The sequence below is a fragment of the Gracilibacillus sp. D59 genome, assembly GCF_052246695.1.
In the GTDB taxonomy this organism is placed as follows: domain Bacteria; phylum Bacillota; class Bacilli; order Bacillales; family Amphibacillaceae; genus Gracilibacillus.
The window spans coordinates 1-24,415 of the sequence record NZ_JBQQCK010000023.1 but is presented as its reverse complement, the minus strand read 5'-3'; the positions used below and the strand labels follow the sequence as shown (position 1 = coordinate 24,415).

Sequence of the window (24,415 nt, the reverse complement as noted above, 5' to 3'; positions counted from 1 at the left end):
CATCTTTATAGATATTCATGCTCGTTCGATATTCGACAACGTCTGTGTCATCCAGCTGATACGAATCATTCTATAAAGAAGGAGGCATCAGACTTTCCGACGAAGACTAAGCTTCAAGCGAAGTAACGATACCTCCATCTGATTCCCCCCCATTATACAATTTCATGGGGAGACCTTAAAATAAGGTTACCTATATCATACGAGCGAAGTGGGCAAGCCGCAGCGGTTGTTACGCCTATTATTCATGTCAAAACAACTACTTTGGACAGGACCGGGTGGGCTTTCCCGGTTTTTCTTATTTAGGTGTCATGGGTCTGTGTTATAATGGCAAGTAATTTAGTAAATGAAGGAAGAAAAAGATGAATAAAGCAAAAGAAAATAATCAGGTTTATAAAGGTGCGTTTGCGCTACTGTTAGCAGGTATACTAAGCAAAGTGATCAGCGCCTTTTACCGCATACCATTACAAAATTTGACCGGGGATGTCGGCTTCTATATTTATCAGCAAGTATACCCGATTTTAGGAATTGCATTTATGTTTGCTTTATATGGCTTTCCGGCTGCAATTTCCAAGTATTTAGCCGAGAACGATAAAGAACAAAATAATAAAACTATTTATGTACAAATTTTTACTGTCATGATGAGTTTTACTATACTTCTTTTTCTTGCGCTATTTTTATTAAGTCCCATTCTTGCTAGGTGGATGGGAGATAGTCTATTGACCGATCCGCTCCGTCATGTGTCTTGGGTGTTTTTGTTCATCCCTTTTGTTGCGCTACTTAGAGGGATCACCCAATCTAATCAATGGATGGAACCTACTGCATATTCGCAAATGATAGAACAGTTATTACGTGCTACGATCATTATTATTACCGCCATACTGATTTATACGGGACATTTGCATATCTATCAAATTGCTGATGGTGCAATGATTGCTAGTGTAACGGCATTGAGTATATCCTTTGTTTTTATTTACATATATACTAAAAAAAATAGTAGTTGGAATAGCAGTCATTCATCCAAGGGATATTCTGTTATCAGCTTATTTTCTGCGGTTATAGTTGCTGGACTTATCATCAGTATGAATCATATGATGTTATTGCTCATGCAGCTTGCCGATGCATTTACAATGGTGCCAGGCTTACTCAAAAACGGAGATACGCTAAGAGAAGCAACAGTAACAAAGGGAATATTTGATAGAGGACAACCATTATTACAATTAGTAACAGTTGTTGGTTCATCCTTTGCGTTGGCATTAGTTCCACAAGTAACAAAAATAAATTGGCAGATAAACAGAGAAGAAACAATTGAAAAGTTTCAATTAATAACAAAATATTGTGTATTACTTTCAGTGGGAGCCACTTTAGGCTTAATTATCCTTTTTCCTGAAGTGAATCAGTTATTGTTTCAAAATCAGCTGGGTACCTCCAGTTTACGAATTTTAACGATATCCTTATTATTTACTTCCCTAGCAGTAACAGTTGCTTCTACACTGCAAGGGTTTGGATATATGAAGTGGACGGCAATTATTCTTTTTTTAGGATTATGGATTAAAATGATACTAAATTATGTCCTTATTCCTTTTTGGGGAATGAATGGTGCCGCTATAGCTACAGTAATTACTGTAATGATTATATGTATAGCAAATTTTCTCTTGCTACGCTATGTGTTAAAAGGTTACCGGATATTTGCCATTCCTTGGGTAAAGCTAGCGATAGCAAGTTTGGTAATGGCTGTTGTGTTAGTTATTATAAAACAAACAACCTTCTATTTTATTTCATTTGATAATCGATTAGCCCTATTCATTTTTGTGATTGGGAGTGTAATGATCGGCCTTATCGTCTATGCTATTGTTGTTATTAAGTGGAGTATTTTAACTAGTAAAGAACTTGAACCGCTCCCGTTATTAAATAGATGGAAGAAAGGATAGTATACAAACATGAAACCTATAATTGAAATTATTGGACTTGGTGGCGGAGACATCAACCAACTGCCATTAGGGATATATCGAAAACTCACAAGCGAACAACAAGTATGTTATGTTAGAACGCTAGATCATCCTGTAATTCATGCTTTACAAGAGGAATCAGTGCATTTTTACTCCTTTGATGCCATCTATGAAAAGCATGATCAGTTTGAAGACGTCTATCATGAAATTGCTAGTACTTTAGTAGAGACAGCTATAGAGAATCGGAGCATTGTTTATGCTGTACCAGGTCATCCAATGCTAGCCGAACAGACTGTACAGCTATTAATTCAACGTCAAGACGTAGACGTTGAGATTGTCGGTGGTCAAAGTTTTTTAGATGATTTATTTTCCGCATTAAAAATAGACCCTATCGAAGGTTTTCAATTTGTTGATGCGACTTCATTCAGGCGTCATCAACTGCAATATGAACAACACCTTGTGTTTTGTCAGGTATATGATGCCTTTATTGCATCAGAGGTAAAGTTGACTTTATTAGAAGATTTGCCAGCAGAATATCCGATTTATATTGTAGAAGCAGTAGGTAGTGAAAAGCAGTCCATTACAGAGATTGCGTTAGTAGAGTTAGATCAACAAATGCAGCTGAGTAATCTAACGAGTGTATACATCCCACCTATAGACAAAGAAAAACTTAATCACCAGTTTCACCGTTTGAAAGAAGTAATTGCAGCATTAAGAGCACCAGGGGGATGTCCATGGGACCAAAAGCAAACACATGAAACATTAAAAAAATATTTAATTGAAGAAGCTTATGAAGTCATTGAAGCTATTGATAGAGAAGACGATGAAGCTTTGGCAGAAGAACTTGGAGATGTACTACTGCAAGTTATGTTACATAGTCAAATTGGAGAAGAAGCAGGATTTTTTACCATCGATGACGTAATATATAGTATCACCGAAAAAATGATTCGACGTCACCCACATGTTTTTGGCGAACTCGAGGTCGATGGTGAATCTGACGTAATCAAGAATTGGGAAGCTATTAAAAAAGAAGAAAAAGGAGAACAACAGCAAACCCTTTTAGCGAATTTGACAAAAGGTTTACCAGCAACATTACTAGCAGAAGATATTCAAAAGACAGCAGCAAAAGTAGGATTTGACTGGAGTGAGCCAGAGCCGATTTGGGCAAAAATTTATGAAGAGTTGGAAGAATTAAAGGATGCAAGGGAACATGAAAGTTTTGATGCGCAGGAAAAAGAATTTGGAGATATACTATTTGCAATGATTAACTTAGGAAGATATTATAAAATTAATCCAGAAATTGCTTTAATGCGAACAAATCACAAATTTATATATCGCTTTCAATTCGTAGAAAGAAAGGTGAAGGAAAGTAAGCATCCATGGGAGTCCTTCACATTAGATGAATTGGATCAGTTTTGGGAAGAAGCGAAGCGTTTAGAAAATTAATGACAATGTAGAGGAAGGGAATTATCTATGCGACTGGATAAGTTTTTAAAAGTTTCTCGCTTAATTAAACGAAGGACTTTAGCAAAGGAAATTGCAGATCAGGGCAGAATTATTATAAATGGTAATCCTGCTAAAGCGGCGACAAATGTAGCGATAGGTGATGAAATGAAGATTCAATTTGGACAGAAATTATTAACTATTCAAATTGATGATTTAAAAGAAACTGTAAAGAAAGACGAAGCAAGTAATTTATATACGATTAAACATGAAGAATATACTAACCAATAGTGATCAATGAAGTTCTAAACTTGTCCTTTTATTCATATATTAGTGATGGATAAAAGGGAGGGAATAACTGATGAATTACTATGATAAAAAAACAATGCCAGCACCGCAAATGGAACACAATGTAAAAATGACAAATCGCCGTCTGTTGGAGATAGATGGAGTAAAAGAAGTTGATAGCTTTGATAGCGAAGAGTTTCTACTGCAAACCGTAATGGGTTATCTAGTTATTCGCGGAGATAATTTACAAATGAAAAACCTTGATGTAGAATCCGGACATGTTTCCATTAAGGGTAAAATCTATGAGTTATCTTATTTGGACGAGCAGCATGGGGAGAAGGCTAAAGGTTTGTTTAGCAAGCTATTCAAATGACATTAAGTACACAATTCATCACAATCATTTCGATGGTGTTATCAGGTGCTTATCTAGGTGCTAGTTATCATACTTTTAAACGTATGGAACGATTGTGGAGATCAAGCATACTATGGAAATATGTGTTGGAGATTTTGTTTTGGCTTCTACAAGCGGCGATTCTCTACTTCGTACTGTTTTTAGTGAATGAAGGAATTTTAAGGTTTTATATATTTTTGGCAGTTCTATGCGGCTATGCAATGTTCAAAAGTCTTTTTGAACAGGCTTTTGGCCGCATTGTAGATGTGTTCATTCATACTTTGCTGAAAATATATCGTTTTTTTTATCGCATAATAGAGATTATTATTGTAAAGCCTATAGTATTTATCGTATCATTAATAGTAGTATGTATTACCAAGGTGTTCACCATTTTATATTCTTTCATACTTTTACTATTAAAAGTGTTGGGATGGCCAGTAAAGATGATTATTTCAATCCTATCATCATTATTGCCAAAAAATACACCAAAATATTTACTGCCTTTTTCTCGCATTTATAGTAAAATAAAAAGAAAAGACTAATTTTCATAAGGGAGGCACTGGTGATTATGGCAAAACGACATAATGTATCACGTATTAATGACGCATATATCGAACAATATGATGCCCAAGTGAAACGTCAAAAACGCAGAAAAAAGAAATTATACCGTAGATTGATGTTATTTGGTATGATTGTCGCCATCACCATGGTTAGCCTTGTTGCTTTTCATATTGATCAACGTGCGAAATATCATGATATGCAACAAGAATATACCGAGCTTTCCAGTGAATTAACTAGTCTTCAAAATGAAGAAAAGAAACTGAAAGAAGAAATAGAGCTTTTAAATGATGAAGAATATTTGTTGCAAATAGCAAAAACAAATTATTTCTTTACGGAAGAAGGAGAGATCGTCTTTAAATTACCAGAAGAAGATCCATCTTATTGACACCGTTTTAATTGCTTGGCTATAATATAGTTGTAGTATATTTTTTTTAAACTTTAAGGAGGAGCAATTTTTTTATGTCAATCGAAGTAGGCAGCAAGTTGCAGGGAAAGGTAACAGGAATCACTAATTTTGGAGCTTTTATTGAATTACCTGGAGGTAAAACAGGTCTTGTTCATATTAGTGAAGTTGCCGATAATTATGTAAAAGACATTAATGAACACTTAACTGTAGGTGATGAAGTAACAGTGAAGGTTCTTAATGTGGAAGATGATGGTAAAATTGGTTTGTCTATTAAAAAAGCAAAAGACAATCCGCCGCAATCTAATCGTCGCAAAAATCAAGGAAATCCAAAAAATAACCGTGAAAGAGGCGAATCATTTGAACAAAAAATGAATCGTTTCTTAAAGGATTCTGAAGATCGCTTAGCAACACTTAAAAAGCATACAGAATCAAAACGCGGAGGACGAGGGGCGAGAAAAGGCTAAAACTTGCTGTCTATGTAATGTAGAGAAGACGGATGTGACTCGTAATTATATATCTTAAAGAAAAAAGCTACCGATCAAAAAAGATCGGTAGCTTTTTCTTCGTACGTACTTTGGTGATTGCTATTAGGAGCCATTATGAAATATATCGACCGTTTGACCACCACTCCGGCTGCCACTCCCCTTTCCGTGGGGTTGCCCTTCAGCTAACTTTTTCGAGCAAAAACCGCTCAAAAAAGTGGATATATCGAAGGTAACCGAGTTTCTCTGTTGTTCCGGTGTATCTCCTTTTGAAATAGGTGCTTGATCTAATACACCCCATTTCATTATGTTTCACTTCTTTCGCGGACATTTAATCCCTTATTTCCTTGTGAAATACACTTTTTTCAGTGTTGATGGACATCTATTCCGCTATTTAGTCATTTGACTAGAAAAATGGTAAGATTTTGAGTTAATAACGGAACAGATGTCCGCTAACATATAAAAATCATCATTTTCAGCTATAATAACGGAATAAATGTCCTTTTATTTTTTTCATGCTTGGTCAGTACAATAAAGATAGCATAACGGATTGCACATTTTTGTTTTTGTTAATCCTTTTCCAGCTTCTCTTAATCCCTTAGCAATTTTCATAAGCCTTCTTTCATTGCACTAAAATCACTAGTTTCAACATTTTGATCCCTTATTTTCCTACCTTAATAAAAAAAGACTTGGCATTTGCCAAGTCTTTTTGCTTTATAGCGGCGGAGGGGATCGAACCCCCGACCTCACGGGTATGAACCGTACGCTCTAGCCAGCTGAGCTACACCGCCATCATATTAAATAAAATTGTGTGCTTCTTGAGAGACACAAAGAATATAATACAACAGGTTTACCTATCTGTCAACAAACAACTTCAAATTTCTTAAGGGTAATGTATAAACAGAGATGTCTATGCAAGCGCACAAAAACTAGTGTCCATTTAAGATTAGTCATCACCAATTCCTCTCCTACGCTTCAGTAAGATTTCACGTTTTTAAACGGACGCTTTGCGCTTTTCTCTATTATCTTTTCTGTATCAACACGGTCTGTCAAAAATATCGGATTAAATCAAAGAAAAGGAAGGAAGAAAATGTCGTATTGTTCTTTATATAAAGAATAGCGTCGAACTTTTTAGAACGGCATCTTCCTTGTTTTGACAAAATATCGAGAGGAGATGTGATTTAATGTGAACAGAGGAGTGATATAAATGAACACATATACGGATAATAAACCAAAATCTTTTTTTTCTAGCACTCATCCGATGATGAGTAATTTACGTAAAAAGTTCGGCCAAAAATGGACAAGCTTAATGTTTGAGAAAGGTTTGCTTATTTGTATTATTGGGTTTTTATTAGGAAGGGCCGTCATTTTATCAACACTTTCACCATTTGTCATTGCATTCGTTGCGGCTGTCTGGTTTTTACGTCGAGACAAAGTACTTCCCCTTATTACGTTCTCATTAATAGGAGCATTTACATATAGCATTTCACATAGCTTCTATATATTTTTAGCTCTTTCTATCTTAATAGTTCTCTCTTTTTTTATTTACCAATCGAAGTCGGCAGAGAGGATCTTACCGTTTTTCGTCTTTTTTGCAGCAAGTATTCCTAGAATCAGCATCTATGCTATGACAACAAAACTAACATACTTGGAGTGGGTAATTGCTTTTGCTGAAGGAATATTGGCAACGGTTTTATTACTTATCTTTATGCAAAGCATTCCATTATTATCACCAAAAAGGTATAAACCATTGTTAAAAAATGAAGAAATCGTTTGTTTTATTATTTTATTAGCTTCGGTATTAACAGGAGTAATTGGTGTAGAAGTCTATCAAGCACAAATGGAACAGGTTCTTGCGCGGTATTTAGTATTGCTTCTTGCTTTAGTTGGTGGTGCGGCTATTGGTTCCACTGTTGGGGTCGTAGCAGGATTAATATTGAGCCTTGCAAATATAGCCAACATGTTTCAAATGAGTTTATTAGCCTTCTCTGGTTTGTTAGGTGGTTTACTGAAAGAAGGAAGGAAACTGGCCGTAAGTTTAGGTCTATTAATAAGTACATTGTTAATTAGTTTATATGGCGATTCCTTTGAATATCTCTCAACAGCATTACTAGAGTCTGCGTTAGCGATTTTATTATTTTTGATGACACCGAGTAAATTTATAAAACATATTGCCAAATTTATACCTGGAACTGTTGAACATACAAGAGAGCAGGAACAATACTTGCAGAAAGTTCGTAATGTAACTGCACACCGGGTGGAACGATTCTCCAACGTATTTAAAGCCTTATCGCGCAGTTTTCAAACGGAATCCAATCAATGGCAGGAACAGGATTTAGAAGTGGATTATTATTTAAGTAATGTCACGGAAAAAACCTGTCAAACATGCTTTAAAAAAGAAATCTGTTGGGTCCAGCAATTTGATAAGACCTATCAGTTAATGAGAGATGTCAAAGATCAATTGGAAACAGATGATCAATTAAATAATATTACGAACAGACAGTTTGAAAATCATTGTATTAAATCTCGGAAAGTGATCGATACCATGCAACAAGAATTATCGTTTTTTGAAGCAAACAAACAGTTAAAGAAACAAGTATTAGAAAGCAGGCGATTTGTTGCCGACCAATTAAGTGGTGTCTCAGAAGTCATGGGGAACTTTGCGGATGAAATTTTGAAAGAAAAAGAAAACCATGAACAACAAGAGATTGAAATCATCGCAGCATTAAAACATGTAGGTATTGAACTGGAGAAATTAGATATTTATAGTTTAGAGCAAGGAAACATTGATATTGAAATGGTGATTACCTTCCAGCAATATCATGGAGAAGCAACGAAAATCATTGCGCCTATACTATCTGATATTTTAGATGAAACGATTATTGTCGCTACAGAAGATCTATCTCCATTAGCAAAAGGACATAGCTTTTTTACCTTTGGCTCTGCTAGAAAATTTGTCATTCAAACAGGAGTAGCCCACGCTGCCAAGGGAGGGGGATTAATATCAGGAGATTGCTATAAATCAATGGAGCTTGGAGCAGGAAAATATGCGTTAGCTATTAGTGACGGGATGGGTAATGGAGATCGAGCACATGAAGAGAGTACCGAAACATTACGATTATTGCAACAAATTTTAGAGTCTGGTTTACACGAGCAGGTGGCGATTAAATCGATTAACTCTATTTTAGCACTACGAACAAATGAAGAGATTTACGCAACCTTAGATTTAGCGATGGTTGACCTTCATCATGCTGTAGTTCAATTTTTGAAAGTTGGTTCTACACCTAGTTATATTATGCGAAGCGATACTATAGAGAAAATAGAAGCTGGTAATCTTCCTATTGGAATTATCCAGGAAGTAGAAGTGGATGTAGTAAGTGCCCAATTAAAAGCTGGCGATTTTTTAATTATGATGAGTGATGGGATTTTTGAAGGCCCTAAGGAGATAGAAAATGTAGATCTTTGGCTGAAACGAAAACTGCTGGAGATGGAAACAAGAGAGCCTCAAGCGATCGCTGATTTGTTACTGGAAGAGGTAATTAGAACACAAAGTGGTGAAATTGAAGACGATATGACCGTATTGGTAGCTCAACTTACAGAAAATAAGCCAGAATGGGCACCCATTCGTTCTTTTCGTCAATTTGAAAGGGAAGATATTAGCTAAAGGGCAAGAGGTCAAACGTATAAACCCCCCCATTATTGGCAAACCTTACTAATAATCAGTGACCAATAACTGGAGGGAAAAATGATATGAAAACAGGGACACTTAAACAAATTCTTTTAATTACGGATGGTTGTTCAAATCAAGGTGAAGATCCAGCACTAGTAGCTAGTTTAGTAGCAGAACAAGGAATTACTGTTAATGTCATTGGTATTTTAGAAGATGATCGTACAGAACAGCCAGAAGGACTGGATGAAGTAGAAGAAATAGCAGGCAGTGGCCAAGGCGTAAGTCAAATTGTTTATCAGGATGTATTAGCACAAACTGTACAAACTGTTACAAAACAGGCGATGACGGAAACGTTACAAGGTGTTGTAAATAATGAATTAAAGCAAATATTAGGTAGTGAAAAGACAATGGAAGAATTACCACCCGAGCAACGTGGAGAAGTAATGGAAGTAGTGGATGAACTTGGCGAAACATGTGATTTAGAAGTGTTGGTACTCGTTGATACAAGTGCCAGTATGACAAGTAAATTACCGACTGTTCAAGAAGCCCTTATTGATCTTTCTATCAGCATGAACGCGCGAATTGGACGAAGCCGTTTCGCTGTATATCAATTTCCTGGACGAAAAAAAGCGATTCAGCAATTAGTAGATTGGACATCAACACTAGATTCCATCACTTCTATTTTTGCGAAAATTTCTAGTGGAGGCATTACACCAACTGGACCAGCTTTAAAAGAAGCAATGTATCAATTTGGTAAGAAGACGTTACGAAGGAGATTTATGCGCGATGATTACACAGACATCGAAGAAGCCTGATATACATTTAAGGAAAGGACAAATTGTCAAAGGTAAATGGCACCGGCACCATTACCATGTCGTAAAGAAACTGGGTAGTGGTGCGATTGGCGCTGTTTATCTTTGTGTGCAAGGAAACAAACAAGTAGCACTGAAAATCAGTAAGCAAAGTGCTTCTGTTAGTTCTGAAGTAAATGTATTGAAGTCCTTCCAAGCGGTTCAAGGTTATCACCTTGGACCTTCTTTGATAGATGTGGATGATTATCAGGCCCAGAATGGTTTTACCTATTCTTTTTATGTAATGGAATATATCTCTGGTGAATCATTGCATGATTTTATCAGAAAAAATGGTCATGAGTGGTTAGTATCCCTTCTAATAAAATTTGCTAATGATTTACATGTATTACATCAGCAAGGTTATGTATTTGGTGACTTAAAGATAGAGAATTTAATTGTATCACGCAAACCGGTGCAATTAAGATGGGTTGATGTTGGAGGAACAACATTACAAGGTAGAGCGATCAAAGAGTATACCGAATTTTATGATCGTGCCTATTGGCAATGTGGTTCACGTAAAGCGGACCCTGGATACGACCTTTTCGCGTTAGCTATGGTTATTTTGCGTGTCTATTATCCTAATGGTTTTACAAGGGGAAGTAATCCAAAAAAAACATTACAACAGAAAATTAATCAAGCAGTAACGATCGAACCATTGAAAAGATTACTACTAATGCTCGTCAATAATTCTGTAAACGATGCTGAGCAAGTAAAAGATTTTTTGTTAACTTATTTTATTCACCAGAAATCAAAAAGAGATAAGAGAAGACATAATCATAAAGCAAGAAGCTCTCATGAAGCATTTTATCCTTTTCTAGAAATAGGTAGTATATTAACCATTGGAGGAGTTTGTTATCTTTATGTTACATTATTTATGTGATAAAAGGATTTTATAACTCATATTATGTTAAAATAATGTAAACAAGATTGGATGGGGTGGTGGTGTTTGAGTAGATCAACCCTTTATGATAAACTGGCGCCATTTATGAGGAGACATCAATTACTCTACAAGGATGCTACGGTGTTAGTAGGAGTGTCAGGTGGTGCAGATTCCTTATTATTACTGCACTATTTAGTTAGTGTGCAAGACCTGTGGCGTTTAAAAGTCATAGCAGTTTCTATTGATCATGGCTTACGTGGTAAAGAGTCTGCAGAAGATGTTCAATATGTTGAACGTATTTGTGACAACTTAGGAGTCCCTTTTATTGGGAAACAGGTAGATGTGAACAGGAGAAAGGAAATACATAAGGAAGGAACACAAATAGCAGCCCGTATTTTACGTTACCAAGTATTTGAAGAGGTCATGGAAGAGACAGGTTCTGATTTTTTAGCGTTGGCACATCATGGTGATGATCAGGTAGAGACAGTGTTAATGCGGATGGTACGACAGTCTAACCCAGCTGCTTTAACTGGTATCCCCGTAAAAAGGAAATTCGCAAAGGGACATATTATTAGACCTTTGTTATGTTTATCCAAGGATGAGATTTATCGATATTGTCGAGAATTTCATATCGTTCCTAGGGAGGATCCTTCGAACAAATCTATCGCCTATACACGCAATTTTTTCCGACTGCATGTCTTACCATTACTCAAGCAACAAGATCATCAAGTACATCTTCATGTTCAGGAAATGACAGAACGTATGACGGAAGATGAGGAATTTCTTCAGGCACAATCAAAATCTATGTTGCAGGAAGTTGTAACGTGTAACAAAGATACGGTATTTTTTAATATTGATGCTTTTCGTGTTTACCCGATAGCTTTACAAAGACGAGCCTTTCATCTAATATTAAACTATCTTTATAAAGAAGTACCGCCAGATTTATCTTCTCAACATGAAAAGGACTTTTTTTCTTTATTAGGACGAGATAAGAGTAATGTTACTTTAGATTTTCCAAAATCATTAAAGGTAACAAAAAATTATCAGGAATTACGTTTTCACTTTCTTTCCCAAGTCAAAAAGGAATGGAGAGTCCACCAATTCATAAAGGTCCCGGGGGTAACATCATTACCGAACGGTGCCACTCTTACAGCCACATATGCCTCTGGAGCCATCCATGAAGATAGTGATACTTTACATATCCCGACCGAATGTGAATCATTATTTCCACTGAGTACAAGAGTGAGAATCCAAGGGGATCGTATGAAGGTGAGAGGATTAAATGGTCACAAGAAAGTAAAAGATATATTTATTGATGAGAAGGTTCCCGCTTATCAAAGAGACAGTTGGCCCCTCATATTTGGTGCAGATGGATCTTTACTATGGATTGTTGGTTTAAAGAAAGCTGAAATAGAACGTAAAAGTTCTGTTGGGAAATATATTGCATTAACATATACAGAATCAAGCGAATAGGAGGCAGCAAGATGCATGATGAGATAAAAGAAATATTAATTTCTGAAGAGCAGATACAAGCAAAATGTAAAGAGCTTGGTGAACAGTTAACAAAAGAATATGAAGGGAAGTTTCCATTAGCGATAGGTGTGTTAAAAGGAGCATTACCTTTTATGTCGGATATATTACGTTCGATTGATACACATCTCGAAATGGACTTTATGGATGTATCCAGTTATGGGAATGAAATGCGGTCCTCTGGTGAAGTTAAAATTGTAAAAGATTTAGATACAAAAGTAGAGGGACGCGATATCATTATTATGGAAGATATTATTGATAGCGGTCTTACCTTAAGTTATTTAGTTGATTTATTTAAGTACCGACAGGCTAATTCTATTAAAATTGTTACATTATTAGATAAGCCCGAAGGTAGAACAGTTGATATTAAAGCAGATATGGTAGGTTTTGAAGTGCCAAATGAATTTGTGGTAGGCTATGGATTAGATTATCAAGAGAAATATCGAAACCTTCCATATATCGGTATTTTGAAACCAAAAGTTTATGGTGGAGAAGAATAATATAAAATGAAACACATGTCAGTTGTAATTAGTTGTCATAAAGTCTTTCAATATGATACTATTTACTATAGTTTTCTCGTTTCGGGAGGAGGTAGGCAATGAATCGGATTATACGTAATGTGATCCTCTATTTCGTAATCTTTTTAGTTGTGATTGGGATCATATCAGTATTTAGCAGCCAAAACAACCAGGCTGAGGAATTAAAAGTAAATGAATTTATGCAAGCATTAGAAAATAACCAAATCACAGATATGGAAATGCGCCCTTCCAATGGTGTTATGCGTATTGTAGGGGATTTAGAAGATGACAAGTCTTTTATTACCAACATACCAATAAATCCTACAATTGTTGAACAGGTAACTAACACTGCATCAGATCAAGGGATTTTAAAAGTTAAAGAAGAGGAACAACCAAGTGGATGGGTTACGTTTTTAACAACGATGATTCCATTTGTTATTATATTCATTCTGTTTTTCTTCTTACTTAACCAAGCTCAAGGTGGCGGTAGCCGTGTCATGAATTTTGGTAAGAGTAAGGCGAAAATGTACAATGAAGACAAGAAAAAAGTTCGTTTCAGAGATGTTGCTGGTGCGGATGAAGAAAAGCAGGAATTAGTAGAAGTCGTAGATTTCTTAAAGGATCCTCGTAAATTCTCTGCTATTGGTGCAAAAATTCCAAAAGGGGTTTTATTAGTAGGGCCTCCTGGTACAGGTAAAACGTTACTTGCCAGAGCAGTTGCCGGTGAAGCCGGTGTTCCGTTCTTTTCTATCAGTGGTTCGGATTTCGTTGAGATGTTTGTAGGTGTTGGTGCATCTCGTGTGCGTGATTTATTTGAAAACGCGAAGAAAAATGCACCATGTATCATCTTTATTGACGAGATTGATGCAGTAGGTCGTCAGCGTGGAGCAGGTGTAGGTGGCGGTCACGATGAACGTGAACAAACCTTAAACCAATTACTCGTTGAAATGGATGGTTTCGGTGAAAATGAAGGAATTATCATTATTGCTGCAACAAACAGACCAGATATTTTAGATCCAGCATTATTACGTCCGGGGCGTTTTGACCGTCAAATTACAGTAGATCGTCCAGACTTAAAAGGTCGTGAAGATGTCTTAGCAGTACACGCACGTAATAAACCACTAGCAGATGATGTGGAGTTAAAAACAATTGCGATGCGTACCCCAGGATTTTCTGGTGCGGATTTGGAGAACTTGCTAAATGAAGCGGCCCTTGTAGCGGCACGACATGACAAAGAAAAAATTGGCATGGAAGATGTGGACGAAGCAATTGATCGTGTTATTGCAGGACCTGCGAAGAAAAGCAGGGTTATATCCAAAAAAGAACGAAATATTGTTGCATACCATGAAAGTGGACATACAATTATTGGTATGGTGCTAGATGATGCGGATATGGTACATAAGGTAACGATTGTACCTCGTGGTCAAGCTGGTGGATATGCTGTTATGCTTCCGCGTGAAGACCGCTACTTTATGACAAAACCAGAACTATTTGATAAGATTACTGGTCTATTAGGTGGTCGTGTAGCAGAAGAGATTATCTTCGGTGAAGTAAGTACTGGCGCTCATAATGACTTCCAGCGAGCAACTGGAATTGCTCGTAAGATGGTTACGGAATATGGTATGAGTGAAAAGATCGGACCACTGCAATTTGGTAACAGTAACAGCCAAGTATTCTTGGGTCGTGATATGCAAAATGAACAAAATTACAGTGATGCGATCGCATATGAAATTGATCAGGAAATTCAAAACTTTATTCAGGAATGCTATAGCAGAGCAAAACAAATTCTCACGGATAATCGTGATAAGTTAGAGCTCGTAGCAAAGACTTTACTAGAAGTTGAGACATTAGATGCTAGTCAGATTAAAGGATTATTTGAAGAAGGTAAACTACCTGATCCGGTTGTTTCTGAACAAGATGGCGAAGCAAAACCATCCGAAAAGGCGGAAACAAAGGGTACAAATGATGAAAATGACAAGTCATCTGATTTTAAAGTAAATATTCAACCGAAATCTGAGGAAAATTACTTTGAACAAGATTCGAAAAGTTATTTCGATGAAGACAAATCAACTGAAGATTCCGATGATAAAGATAAACAATAAAACCAAAAGCAGTTCCTACACTACAAAGGAACTGCTTTTTTTCATCTTTAGAAAGATAACTGTCATGTGGATTTGCCTTCTGCCTTTCTTTTATTGATGAGAGCTTGATCGTCGCTGCGGAAAAACACTCCCTTTCCGGGGGCACGGCTTCAGCTAACTTGGTAAAGAAAATCACTTCACCAAGTGGATCTTCAGCTCGTGCTGTTCCCCCAGGAGTGTCGCATTTTTCCGCAGCTTAGAATAGTGTTTTGGTAAAGTGACATGTAATACAAAAATTACATATTCGTGGGTTCTGTTCTTTCAATAATCAGAACACTAAAATGAGCGGAGGCAGAATACGGAGACTCCAGGGATGCGCACGAGCTGAAGATCCCGCAGAAAAGCGACCTTTGCTTTCCGAGGAAGCTGAGGCCGTGCCCATGGAAAGCGCAGTATTCTGCCGGAGCGTTTCAAAGCACTCCTCATTAATCAGAATGGGAAGAAGACAAATTTTATTACTTCGTAGTTTTTATTGACTACATACGCATTAGATTTAACTTCCGGTGGTTTTGACTAAATATTTTTGTTTTCACAGGTGTGTTATAACCGGTTTGGGTTATGGCTTGCAACCATAAAACTTGCGACTTGTTGCTTGCAAGCTATACAATATGGAAATAAGTAAACAAATTTTTTTGACATTGTGGAGGATATTATGATTTTTGTATTAGATGTTGGTAATACAAACACTGTATTAGGGGTGTTTAACGACGGCCAATTAACATACCAGTGGCGCATGCAAACAGACAGAAACAAAACAGAAGACGAATATGCCATGTTTATTAAATCACTACTAGCATATGAAGGCTTAACTTTTTCCGATATTAATGGAATTGTTATCTCATCTGTAGTTCCACCAATTTTATTTGCCCTTCAACGTATGGCAGATAAATATTTCCATTGTAGCCCAATGATAATTGGTGATGAAAAAGTGAATCCATACTTAAAAATGAAGTATCCTAACCCTAAAGAGTTAGGTGCTGATCGTGTCGTGAATGCAGTAGGTGTCATCAAAGAATATGGTTCACCGAGTATTATCATCGATTTTGGGACTGCTACGACTTATTGTTACATAAATGAGGCGGATGAATATGTCAGTGGTGTGATCACCCCCGGCATTAATATTTCTTTAGAAGCTCTATATCAGAATGCCGCCAAGTTACCGAAAATCGAAGTGAAAAAGCCAAATCAAGTTTTAGGTCAATCAACAGTAGAAGCGATGCAATCTGGTGTTTATTTCGGTTACGTTGGTCAAGTAGATGCCGTAGTGAACCGAGTAAAGAAGGAAGTTGGAGGATCGCCACAAGTGATCGCCACAGGTGGATTAGCAACATTAATTGCTAAAGACTCTTCTGTCATAGATATTGTCGACCCTTATCTCACCTTAAAGGGATTGTACGAAATATACCAAAAGAATGAAAGAGATTTTGCATAAAAGAAAGGACGTTTAACATGGGTGATTATTTATTAAAAGCAACAGCATATGACGGGGACGTGAGAGCATATGCAATACGGTCAACAGATACAGTAGAAGAAGCACGCGTACGTCAGGATTCCTGGAGAACAGCTTCTGCAGCACTAGGAAGGACACTTTCTATATCCACGATGTTAGGTGCGATGCTGAAAGGCGACGATAAATTGACGGTAAAAGTGGAAGGAAATGGCCCAATGGGGGCAATTATCGCTGATGCAAATGCCAAAGGAGAAGTACGCGGCTATGTTGGCAATCCTCATGTCGATTTTGAATCGAACGAACAGGGTAAACTAGATGTAAGAAGGGCAGTTGGAACAGAGGGAACACTAAGCATTGTTAAAGATTTAGGCTTGAAAAATCATTTCACCGGCCAAGTTCCAATTGTATCAGGAGAAATAAGTGAAGACTTTACGTATTATTTAGCTAACTCTGAACAAGTTCCATCAGCGGTAGGAGCAGGAGTTTTAGTAAATCCGGATCAAAGTATTTTAGCTGCGGGAGGATTTATCGTACAAATGATGCCGGGAGCATCGGAAGAAACAATTGCGAGAATTGAAGAGAATATCGCGAATGTTCCACCTATTTCAAAATTGATCCAAGATGGAAAACAACCGGAAGAGATATTAGAGTTGCTATTAGGAGAGGATAATGTAAAAATACATGAACGTTTACCGGTACAATTTGTTTGTCCTTGCTCAAAAGAAAGGCTGGAAGTAGCAATCCAAAGTTTAGGAAATGAAGAGATTGATGCTATGATTAGAGAAGATCATGGTGCAACAGCTTCTTGTCATTTTTGTAATGAAACGTACAAATTCACAATAGATGAGTTGCGAGCATTGAAGACAGAGTAATAGGGGGAGTAATAGTTGAGGGTATCGCGTCTGGTATTATGGTCTATTATATTACTATTGCTCATAACAAATATTACAACTATTTTTATCTTCTCTGGGGGAATTAGCTCAGGCGAATTTGTAGTATTAGACGACAATAGAGTGGATCGTAATAAACCTCTAGCAGAAATCGGTAATGAGGAGATACAGTATCAGGATTGGATGAGCGAATTAATAGAGCGATATGGTGATTCCGTTTTACATGATTTAATTGATAAAGAAGTTGTTTTTCAGTTGGCTGAGGAAGAAGACCTTGAAATAAATGCCAAAATAATCGATCGTGAACTATCGAGAATGATGGTGATGCACGGATTGTTATCTGCAGAAGAAAAAGAGAAAAAGGTTGAAAAATGGACTGAGCAAATTAAATATCGCTACTATTTACAACAGCTATTAAGTAAAAATGTCGATGTGTCTGAAGCAGAAATAAAAGAATATTATCAATTTTATAAAAATCAATACCAATTTGAAAGTATGGTCCAGTTGTCGCATATTCTCGTTTCAACTGAACAAGAAGCAGAGTTTGCGATGGCGAGATTGGATGAAGGGGAATCGTTTGGTGAGGTTGCGTCAGAATTATCCATCGATGAAGAAAGTGCAGCTGATGGAGGCTATTTGGGCTATTATTCTGAGACAAGCAGTTTTATACCTAGTGAATATTATGATAAAGCTATCTCATTAGAAGCTGGAACGTATAGTGAACCAATACTTGTAAATAATGGGTATGCGATTATCTATCATCATCAGCACCTGCCCGCCATTGAATTAAGCTATAAAGAAGCTTACGAAGAAGTACGACAAGATATAGCCTTGGATCAGCTAGAAACTAAAGTAGATGCTTCGGTTTTATGGGAGCAGCTTGAGGTAGATTTAATTTATAAAGAAGGTAAATAATTAACACGGACCTTCCAATTTATGGGTTGACAATGTATGCCGTTTCATGTAAATTGTATATAAAACCAATAATTTTACTTGGAATTGAGGAGGAACTGGAATGAAAGTAGCTCAAAATGTTGCGGAATTGATTGGAAACACGCCGATTGTCAAATTAAATCGCACAGCAGATCCTGAAGGTGCAGATATTTATTTGAAGTTAGAATTTATGAATCCTGGTAGTTCTGTAAAAGATCGAATCGCACTTGCGATGGTTGAAGCTGCAGAAGAAGAAGGTATTTTGAAAGATGGAGATACCATTGTTGAACCAACAAGTGGTAATACCGGAATTGGCCTTGCATTAGTTGCAGCTATTAAAGGATATAAAGCAATTCTAGTAATGCCTGATACAATGAGTATGGAAAGACGTAATCTTTTACGTGCTTATGGTGCTGAGCTTGTATTAACACCAGGTGCAGAAGGTATGAAAGGCGCAATTGCAAAAGCCGCAGAGTTACAAAAGGAAAACGACTACTTCATGCCTCAGCAATTTAATAATTTAGCAAACCCTGCTGTCCATGCTCGTACAACTGGTAAAGAAATAGTTGAGCAAATGGGCGACCAACTGGATGCATTTATTTCTGGTATTGGAACTGGTGGAACGATTACTGGTGCAGGTAAAGTCTTAAAGAATCAGTACAAAGATATTAAGATTTATGCGGTAGAACCAACTGATTCAGCTATATTATCAGGAGGTAAACCAGGTCCTCACAAAATTCAAGGAATTGGTGCAGGGTTTGTACCAGAAGTTCTTGATACAGATGTTTATGATGAAGTCATTACGGTAACCAATGATCAAGCCTATGAAACAGCTAGAGAAGCTGCTCGTAAAGACGGTGTCCTAGGTGGTGTTTCATCAGGTGCAGCTATCTATGCTGCTAAACAAGTAGCGCAAAAACTTGGTAAAGGCAAAAAAGTTCTTGCAGTTCTTCCGAGTAACGGAGAACGTTATCTATCAACACCACTTTATCAATTCGACGAAGAATAAAACCGAAGCGATGAGTTTATAAAACATATTGAATAAACATAGAACCCGTTTCATTTCTAATTGATGAAACGGGTTTTTGTTTGCGCAGGAATGTATTAATGCAAGCACAAAAAACATAAAGTGGGGATTTTGACCCCATATGATCATTAGCGAAACTTATCAGGATTGTAAGCGTCTGTTATCCCTAAACCTATACTTGTGTTACTTGAAGCTTGGAGTGGGGGTCTTACAGACGGTTAGCATCTTGATGAACTGCGAAATGAGTGCTCAGTTAAAAGGACAGGAAATCCAAAGGTTTTAGTTCCAAGAGTTAGCAGTTTTTATTAACTGTGAACGAGGTTAAAGAATAAGGTATGGGGATTTGTTTAATGGTGGTGGGTTCTTTCCTTTGGGATAGAATTTACGCTAGTAGTAGAAAATATTTTTATCATATCTAAACTTTTTATATGTATTTATGTTATAATATTTTGTTATGAATAGATTATAGAATTTGCTTCGTAAGGGACGGGGTATCATGGAAAAATGGTTACGCACAAGAGTAAAAGATTATCACTATCCGAAAAAAACATTAGTCATGGGTATCTTAAATATTACACCAGACTCTTTTTCGGACGGAGGAAAATATAATAATATCCAAGCAGCCATCCACCAAGCTAAAAAAATGGAAGAAGAAGGCGCAGACATTATCGATATTGGTGGAGAATCAACAAGGCCCGGACACACACCGGTATCAGAAAGGGAAGAAATAGACCGAGTTATTCCTGTCATTAAAACGCTGGTCGATGAAATCAATATACCAATCTCAATTGATACATGGAAAGCAGAGGTAGCAAGGCTATCAATAGAAGCTGGGGCCTCGATCATTAATGATGTCTGGGGGGCTAAGAAAGAACCAGACATTGCGAAAGTAGCAGCCGAATTTGATGTTCCGATTATTTTGATGCACAATCGTGAAAAACCAGACTATGAGTCATTAATAGATGACGTGTTATCTGATTTGAAAGAAAGCATCCAGATCGCGTTAGATGCAGGAGTGAAAAAAGACCAGATTATTCTTGACCCAGGAGTTGGATTCGCTAAGTCATATGAAGAAAATATACAAGTAATGCAAGAAATGGATCGATTGCGAGAATTAGATTACCCGGTTTTACTCGGAACCTCCCGTAAGTCGATCATTGCTAAAACATTAAATTTGCCAGTCGATGAACGGGATGAGGGAACAGGGGCAACGGTATGCTACGGTTTGACGAAAGGTTGTGAAATTGTCCGTGTCCATAATGTTGAGATGCATGTGAGAATGGTCAAGATGATGGACAAGCTGATTGGTAAGGGTGGTGCATAGAATGGATAAGATTTATCTTAATCAAATGGCTTTTTACGGATTTCATGGTGTGTTTCCTGAAGAAAAAAAGTTAGGGCAACGCTTTTTAGTAGATGTTATTCTGGAAGCGGATTTGAAACAAGCAGGACAAGCAGATGATCTTTATCTTTCCATTGATTATGGCCTCGTTTATCAATTGACGAAGCAAATTGTCGAAGGGCGATCAAAAAACTTAATTGAAGCAGTGGCTGAAGAGATTGCTGAGAAGCTTTTATCCCAGTTTGATCCATTAAACGCTTGTACTGTCAAAGTAATCAAACCTGACCCACCTATTCCTGGCCATTATCAGTCGGTTGCTGTTGAAATTCACAGGGAGAAGTCTTTATGAAAAAAGCATATATAGCGCTGGGCTCTAATATTCAACCTAGATTAAACTATTTAGAGCAGGCTATAAAACAATTAGCAGAGCATGATGAAATAATAATTAAAGATCAATCTTCTGTTTACGAAACAGATCCTGTTGGTTTTGTAGAACAAGAACAATTTTTGAATATGGTAATCGAAATCGAAACAGATTTAGATCCAATTCCCCTGTTAAATGTTTGCCAAAGTATTGAACGGATTCTTGGCAGGAAGCGTGAAATAAAATGGGGGCCGAGAACAATTGATCTTGACATTTTAGTATATAATCAAGAAAATATAGAAACAGAGCGATTAATTTTACCACATCCTAGGTTACATGAACGTGCCTTTGTATTAATACCATTAGCAGAAATAAATCCATTTTTATATACAGCACACTTAGCTCAAAATATAACACAATTATTAGCAAGAATACCTGCACAAGATAAAGAAGGGGTAGTCAAATGGCAACAAACAGATGGGGTAAGAGGATCAAAGCATTTCGAAAGCTGAAAGGATATACACAAATAGAATTTGCAGATGTACTTGGGATATCTGTATCGCAATTAGGTGAAATAGAAAGAGGAAGAAGAACTCCGACAACAGAGAATTTAGAAAATATTGCAAATAAGCTCGATGTTTCATTAGAGGAGTTGCAACCTAATAACAAAGAACGCGAGGAGAGGCGTTATGTGGAAAATAGGTGATATAACATTTATAACCAAGTTGTATTAGCGCCGTTAGTAACTAGGCATTTTAATTGATGAACCAACATCAGCTGAAGGTATGTATGCTTCATGCAGACCGTTTAAAAGGTGAATGAGTAGTGGTGAAGGAAATGCGCAAGCACGCAGCATGGTATTTAAAAGGTCTAAAAGGAAATGGTTAAGTACATAATCAAATTAAGCAGACGAATCCAAAGAAGAACTTGAAGAGTTATTATATGATTATGTAGAACGGTTAGAACAGAAAGCAAGAGTTTCCTAAGTGTGAAACATTGACACAGAAGAGTTCCTTTTCTATACTAATCATGAATGTGATACTGCCAGTGTGATGCTGGCAGTTTTTTGATATATCATAAATCATTAAATTATTTGGGGTGAACAGAATGAGCGAAGAACTGAATGAACACATGCGTGTGCGTTTGGATAAAATGAACAGTTACCGTGAGCAAGGTATTGACCCGTTTGGTGATAAATTTGTTCGCACGCACTTAGCAGAAGAATTAAAAGAACATTATGATCAGTTCTCTAAAGAAGAATTAGAAGAAAAAGCAATTGAGACTACTGTAGCAGGACGAATTATGACTAAACGCGGTAAAGGAAAAGCTGGTTTTTCACATATTCAAGACTTAAGTGGCCAAATCCAATTATATGTACGTAAAGATAGAATTGGAGAAGATGCTTATGAAATCTTTAAATCAGCAGACCTTGGGGATATCGTAGGTGTTACAGGTACTGTTTTTAAAACAAATGTTGGTGAACTTTCGGTAAAAGCAAACGAATTTACGATGCTAACCAAATCTCTTCGTCCTTTACCAGAGAAGTTTCACGGCCTAAAAGATGTAGAGCAACGTTATCGCCAACGTTACTTAGATTTGATTACAAATGCGGAAAGTAAAGATACATTTGTGCTTCGTAGTAAGATTATTCAGTCCATGCGTAGATACTTAGATGAGAGAGGTTTCTTAGAAGTAGAAACTCCCATGATGCACGGGATTGCTGGTGGTGCATCTGCACGTCCGTTTGAAACACATCATAACGCACTAGATATTCCTTTATATATGCGTATTGCTATTGAGTTGCATTTGAAACGATTGATTATCGGTGGCATGGAAAAAGTTTATGAAATTGGCCGCGTTTTCCGTAACGAAGGGGTATCCACTCGTCACAATCCGGAATTCACTATGATTGAATTGTATGAAGCTTATGCAGATTATCATGATATAATGGAGCTTGTTGAAAACTTAGTTGCACATATCGCCAAAGAAGTAACAGGATCTACTACAGTTACATATGGGGATGATGAGGTTGAATTAGCACCACAATGGACAAGACTTCATATGGTAGATGCGATAAAAGAATATACAGGTGTTGATTTCTGGACAGAGATGACGGATGATGAGGCAAAAGCTTTAGCGAAAGAACATGGTGTAGGAGTAGAAGACAGTATGACATATGGACATATTGTTAATGAATTTTTTGAACAGAAAGTAGAAGAGAAGCTAATTCAGCCAACCTTCGTATATGGACACCCTGTAGAAATCTCTCCTTTAGCGAAGAAGAATAAGGACGACGAAAGATTTACAGATCGTTTTGAACTATTTATTGTTGGGCGTGAGCACGCAAATGCATTCTCTGAATTAAATGATCCAATTGATCAAAGAGAACGATTTGAAGCACAAGTTAAAGAAAAAGAACAAGGTAATGATGAGGCGCATGAAATGGATGAGGACTTCCTAGAAGCACTTGAATATGGTATGCCTCCAACTGGTGGTTTAGGTATAGGTATTGATCGACTCGTTATGTTGTTAACTAATTCACCGTCGATTAGAGACGTTTTACTTTTTCCACAAATGCGTAATAAATAATAGTATGGAAGAATCTTGGCAATTAGAATGCCAAGGTTCTTTTTTATGAGACGCGAAAATATAAAATTTGCGCGGATGTCTACGCAAGCGCCCAAAAACTAGGTGGCTTCACGAATCACCCTTATAAGTCATCAGCGGTTCACAACCTCACCGTGATTCCTTTATCTTTGTTGATTCCGAAGTCGCTACGTTTTTAAACGGGCGTTCTGCGCTTTTCTTATCGGGCTAGAATGATAAATCGGAGGTGTCTAGCTCTAAGACGCAGCAAATTTCAGTTTGTACGATGTTCCTGCGCTTTCTTTCATTAGATGTGTTTTTGATAAGAAAAAGATATCGAATATTTTATTATAAAAATTTAGAAAGATTGTTGACATTAAATCTATCTGCATGTTATATTATTAATCGTCGCTGAAAACGACGCAACAAAAAAATATCATCTTTCAACAACAAGCAAGAAATTAATTCAAGAAAATTTGTTGACATTGAAACGTTAAGGTGATATACTATAAGAGTTGTCGCAAAAAACAACACAACATTGATCTTTGAAAACTGAACAAAACAACCAGTATGATTTTAAACATGAAACAAGCTAGCTTATAGAAGCGAGCGCAAGTCAACTTTATTGAGAGTTTGATCTTGGCTCAGGACGAACGCTGGCGGCGTGCCTAATACATGCAAGTCGAGCGCGGGAAGCAAACAGATCTCTTCGGAGT

The 24,415-nt window shown here is 37.0% G+C and carries 23 protein-coding genes, 1 tRNA gene and 1 rRNA gene; 23 read left to right on the top strand and 2 right to left on the bottom strand.

Annotation, left to right across the window (positions count from 1 at the left end; all coding sequences use genetic code 11):
* Positions 1-359 precede the first annotated feature (359 nt).
* The 7 genes from ACTWP4_RS22230 to ACTWP4_RS22200 all read left to right on the top strand — a co-directional run bounded on the left by ACTWP4_RS22230 (position 360) and on the right by ACTWP4_RS22200 (position 5,499).
* A complete protein-coding gene (locus ACTWP4_RS22230) occupies positions 360-1,928 on the top strand; it encodes a putative polysaccharide biosynthesis protein (protein WP_443130977.1) in 1,569 nt (522 codons plus the stop codon).
* Between the two features lie 9 nt (positions 1,929-1,937).
* Complete coding sequence (mazG, locus tag ACTWP4_RS22225) at positions 1,938-3,392, top strand: nucleoside triphosphate pyrophosphohydrolase (RefSeq protein ID WP_443130976.1); 1,455 nt, start codon at positions 1,938-1,940, stop codon at positions 3,390-3,392.
* A 27-nt stretch (positions 3,393-3,419) separates the two neighbouring features.
* The gene (locus ACTWP4_RS22220) at positions 3,420-3,680 is read left to right on the top strand and encodes an RNA-binding S4 domain-containing protein (RefSeq protein WP_443130975.1); all 261 of its coding nucleotides are present in this window, start codon (positions 3,420-3,422) and stop codon (positions 3,678-3,680) included.
* Positions 3,681-3,750: 70 nt separating this feature from the next.
* The gene (yabP, locus tag ACTWP4_RS22215) at positions 3,751-4,050 is read left to right on the top strand and encodes a sporulation protein YabP (protein ID WP_443130974.1); all 300 of its coding nucleotides are present in this window, start codon (positions 3,751-3,753) and stop codon (positions 4,048-4,050) included.
* On the top strand, positions 4,047-4,610 hold the full coding sequence (gene yabQ / locus ACTWP4_RS22210; RefSeq protein ID WP_443130973.1) for a spore cortex biosynthesis protein YabQ: 564 nt from the start codon (positions 4,047-4,049) through the stop codon (positions 4,608-4,610). The genes yabP and yabQ overlap by 4 nt, the downstream gene beginning before the upstream one ends.
* Positions 4,611-4,636: 26 nt before the next feature.
* Entirely contained in the window at positions 4,637-5,014 is a 378-nt protein-coding gene (locus ACTWP4_RS22205) for a septum formation initiator family protein (RefSeq protein ID WP_443130972.1), read from the top strand.
* Between the two features lie 74 nt (positions 5,015-5,088).
* Positions 5,089-5,499, top strand: a complete 411-nt coding sequence (locus tag ACTWP4_RS22200) for a S1 domain-containing RNA-binding protein (RefSeq protein WP_443130971.1) — start codon at positions 5,089-5,091, stop codon at positions 5,497-5,499.
* Positions 5,500-5,622: 123 nt separating this feature from the next.
* Here the strand turns inward: ACTWP4_RS22200 and ACTWP4_RS22195 are convergent, their stop codons facing one another.
* Positions 5,623-5,823, bottom strand: coding sequence for a hypothetical protein (locus ACTWP4_RS22195; protein WP_443130970.1), 201 nt, complete (start codon positions 5,821-5,823; stop codon positions 5,623-5,625).
* Between the two features lie 411 nt (positions 5,824-6,234).
* A tRNA-Met gene (locus ACTWP4_RS22190) sits at positions 6,235-6,308 on the bottom strand.
* Between the two features lie 416 nt (positions 6,309-6,724).
* Here ACTWP4_RS22190 and spoIIE point away from each other — a divergent pair.
* From spoIIE to ACTWP4_RS22110, 16 genes are all read left to right on the top strand, one after another.
* A complete protein-coding gene (gene spoIIE, locus ACTWP4_RS22185) occupies positions 6,725-9,181 on the top strand; it encodes a stage II sporulation protein E (RefSeq protein WP_443130969.1) in 2,457 nt (818 codons plus the stop codon).
* A gap of 86 nt (positions 9,182-9,267) precedes the next feature.
* Positions 9,268-10,002, top strand: coding sequence for a VWA domain-containing protein (locus tag ACTWP4_RS22180; RefSeq protein WP_443130968.1), 735 nt, complete (start codon positions 9,268-9,270; stop codon positions 10,000-10,002).
* A complete protein-coding gene (locus ACTWP4_RS22175; protein WP_443130967.1) occupies positions 9,974-10,918 on the top strand; it encodes a serine/threonine protein kinase in 945 nt (314 codons plus the stop codon). Before ACTWP4_RS22180 ends, ACTWP4_RS22175 begins: the two co-directional genes overlap by 29 nt.
* A 66-nt stretch (positions 10,919-10,984) precedes the next feature.
* Positions 10,985-12,391: a tRNA lysidine(34) synthetase TilS gene (gene tilS / locus ACTWP4_RS22170; protein WP_443130966.1), complete on the top strand. Its 1,407-nt coding sequence runs from the start codon at positions 10,985-10,987 to the stop codon at positions 12,389-12,391.
* Between the two features lie 11 nt (positions 12,392-12,402).
* A complete protein-coding gene (gene hpt, locus ACTWP4_RS22165; RefSeq protein WP_443130965.1) occupies positions 12,403-12,948 on the top strand; it encodes a hypoxanthine phosphoribosyltransferase in 546 nt (181 codons plus the stop codon).
* A 98-nt stretch (positions 12,949-13,046) separates the two neighbouring features.
* Positions 13,047-15,068, top strand: a complete 2,022-nt coding sequence (gene ftsH, locus ACTWP4_RS22160; protein ID WP_443130964.1) for an ATP-dependent zinc metalloprotease FtsH — start codon at positions 13,047-13,049, stop codon at positions 15,066-15,068.
* Between the two features lie 691 nt (positions 15,069-15,759).
* Positions 15,760-16,539: a type III pantothenate kinase gene (locus tag ACTWP4_RS22155; protein ID WP_443130963.1), complete on the top strand. Its 780-nt coding sequence runs from the start codon at positions 15,760-15,762 to the stop codon at positions 16,537-16,539.
* A 17-nt stretch (positions 16,540-16,556) separates the two neighbouring features.
* Positions 16,557-17,429 (top strand): Hsp33 family molecular chaperone HslO, encoded by an 873-nt coding sequence (gene hslO / locus ACTWP4_RS22150; protein WP_443130962.1) that lies wholly within the window; start codon positions 16,557-16,559, stop codon positions 17,427-17,429.
* 15 nt (positions 17,430-17,444) lie between these two features.
* Positions 17,445-18,362 (top strand): peptidyl-prolyl cis-trans isomerase, encoded by a 918-nt coding sequence (locus ACTWP4_RS22145; RefSeq protein WP_443130961.1) that lies wholly within the window; start codon positions 17,445-17,447, stop codon positions 18,360-18,362.
* A gap of 100 nt (positions 18,363-18,462) precedes the next feature.
* Positions 18,463-19,389: a cysteine synthase A gene (cysK, locus tag ACTWP4_RS22140; protein ID WP_443130960.1), complete on the top strand. Its 927-nt coding sequence runs from the start codon at positions 18,463-18,465 to the stop codon at positions 19,387-19,389.
* 514 nt (positions 19,390-19,903) lie between these two features.
* Positions 19,904-20,731: a dihydropteroate synthase gene (folP, locus tag ACTWP4_RS22135; protein WP_443130959.1), complete on the top strand. Its 828-nt coding sequence runs from the start codon at positions 19,904-19,906 to the stop codon at positions 20,729-20,731.
* A gap of 1 nt (position 20,732) precedes the next feature.
* On the top strand, positions 20,733-21,098 hold the full coding sequence (gene folB / locus ACTWP4_RS22130) for a dihydroneopterin aldolase (RefSeq protein WP_443130958.1): 366 nt from the start codon (positions 20,733-20,735) through the stop codon (positions 21,096-21,098).
* Entirely contained in the window at positions 21,095-21,625 is a 531-nt protein-coding gene (gene folK / locus ACTWP4_RS22125; protein WP_443130957.1) for a 2-amino-4-hydroxy-6-hydroxymethyldihydropteridine diphosphokinase, read from the top strand. Before folB ends, folK begins: the two co-directional genes overlap by 4 nt.
* Positions 21,577-21,819: a helix-turn-helix domain-containing protein gene (locus ACTWP4_RS22120; protein WP_443130956.1), complete on the top strand. Its 243-nt coding sequence runs from the start codon at positions 21,577-21,579 to the stop codon at positions 21,817-21,819. The genes folK and ACTWP4_RS22120 overlap by 49 nt, the downstream gene beginning before the upstream one ends.
* 401 nt (positions 21,820-22,220) lie before the next feature.
* The gene (lysS, locus tag ACTWP4_RS22115) at positions 22,221-23,702 is read left to right on the top strand and encodes a lysine--tRNA ligase (protein WP_443130955.1); all 1,482 of its coding nucleotides are present in this window, start codon (positions 22,221-22,223) and stop codon (positions 23,700-23,702) included.
* Between the two features lie 618 nt (positions 23,703-24,320).
* A 16S ribosomal RNA gene (locus tag ACTWP4_RS22110) occupies positions 24,321-24,415 on the top strand; the annotation flags it as partial.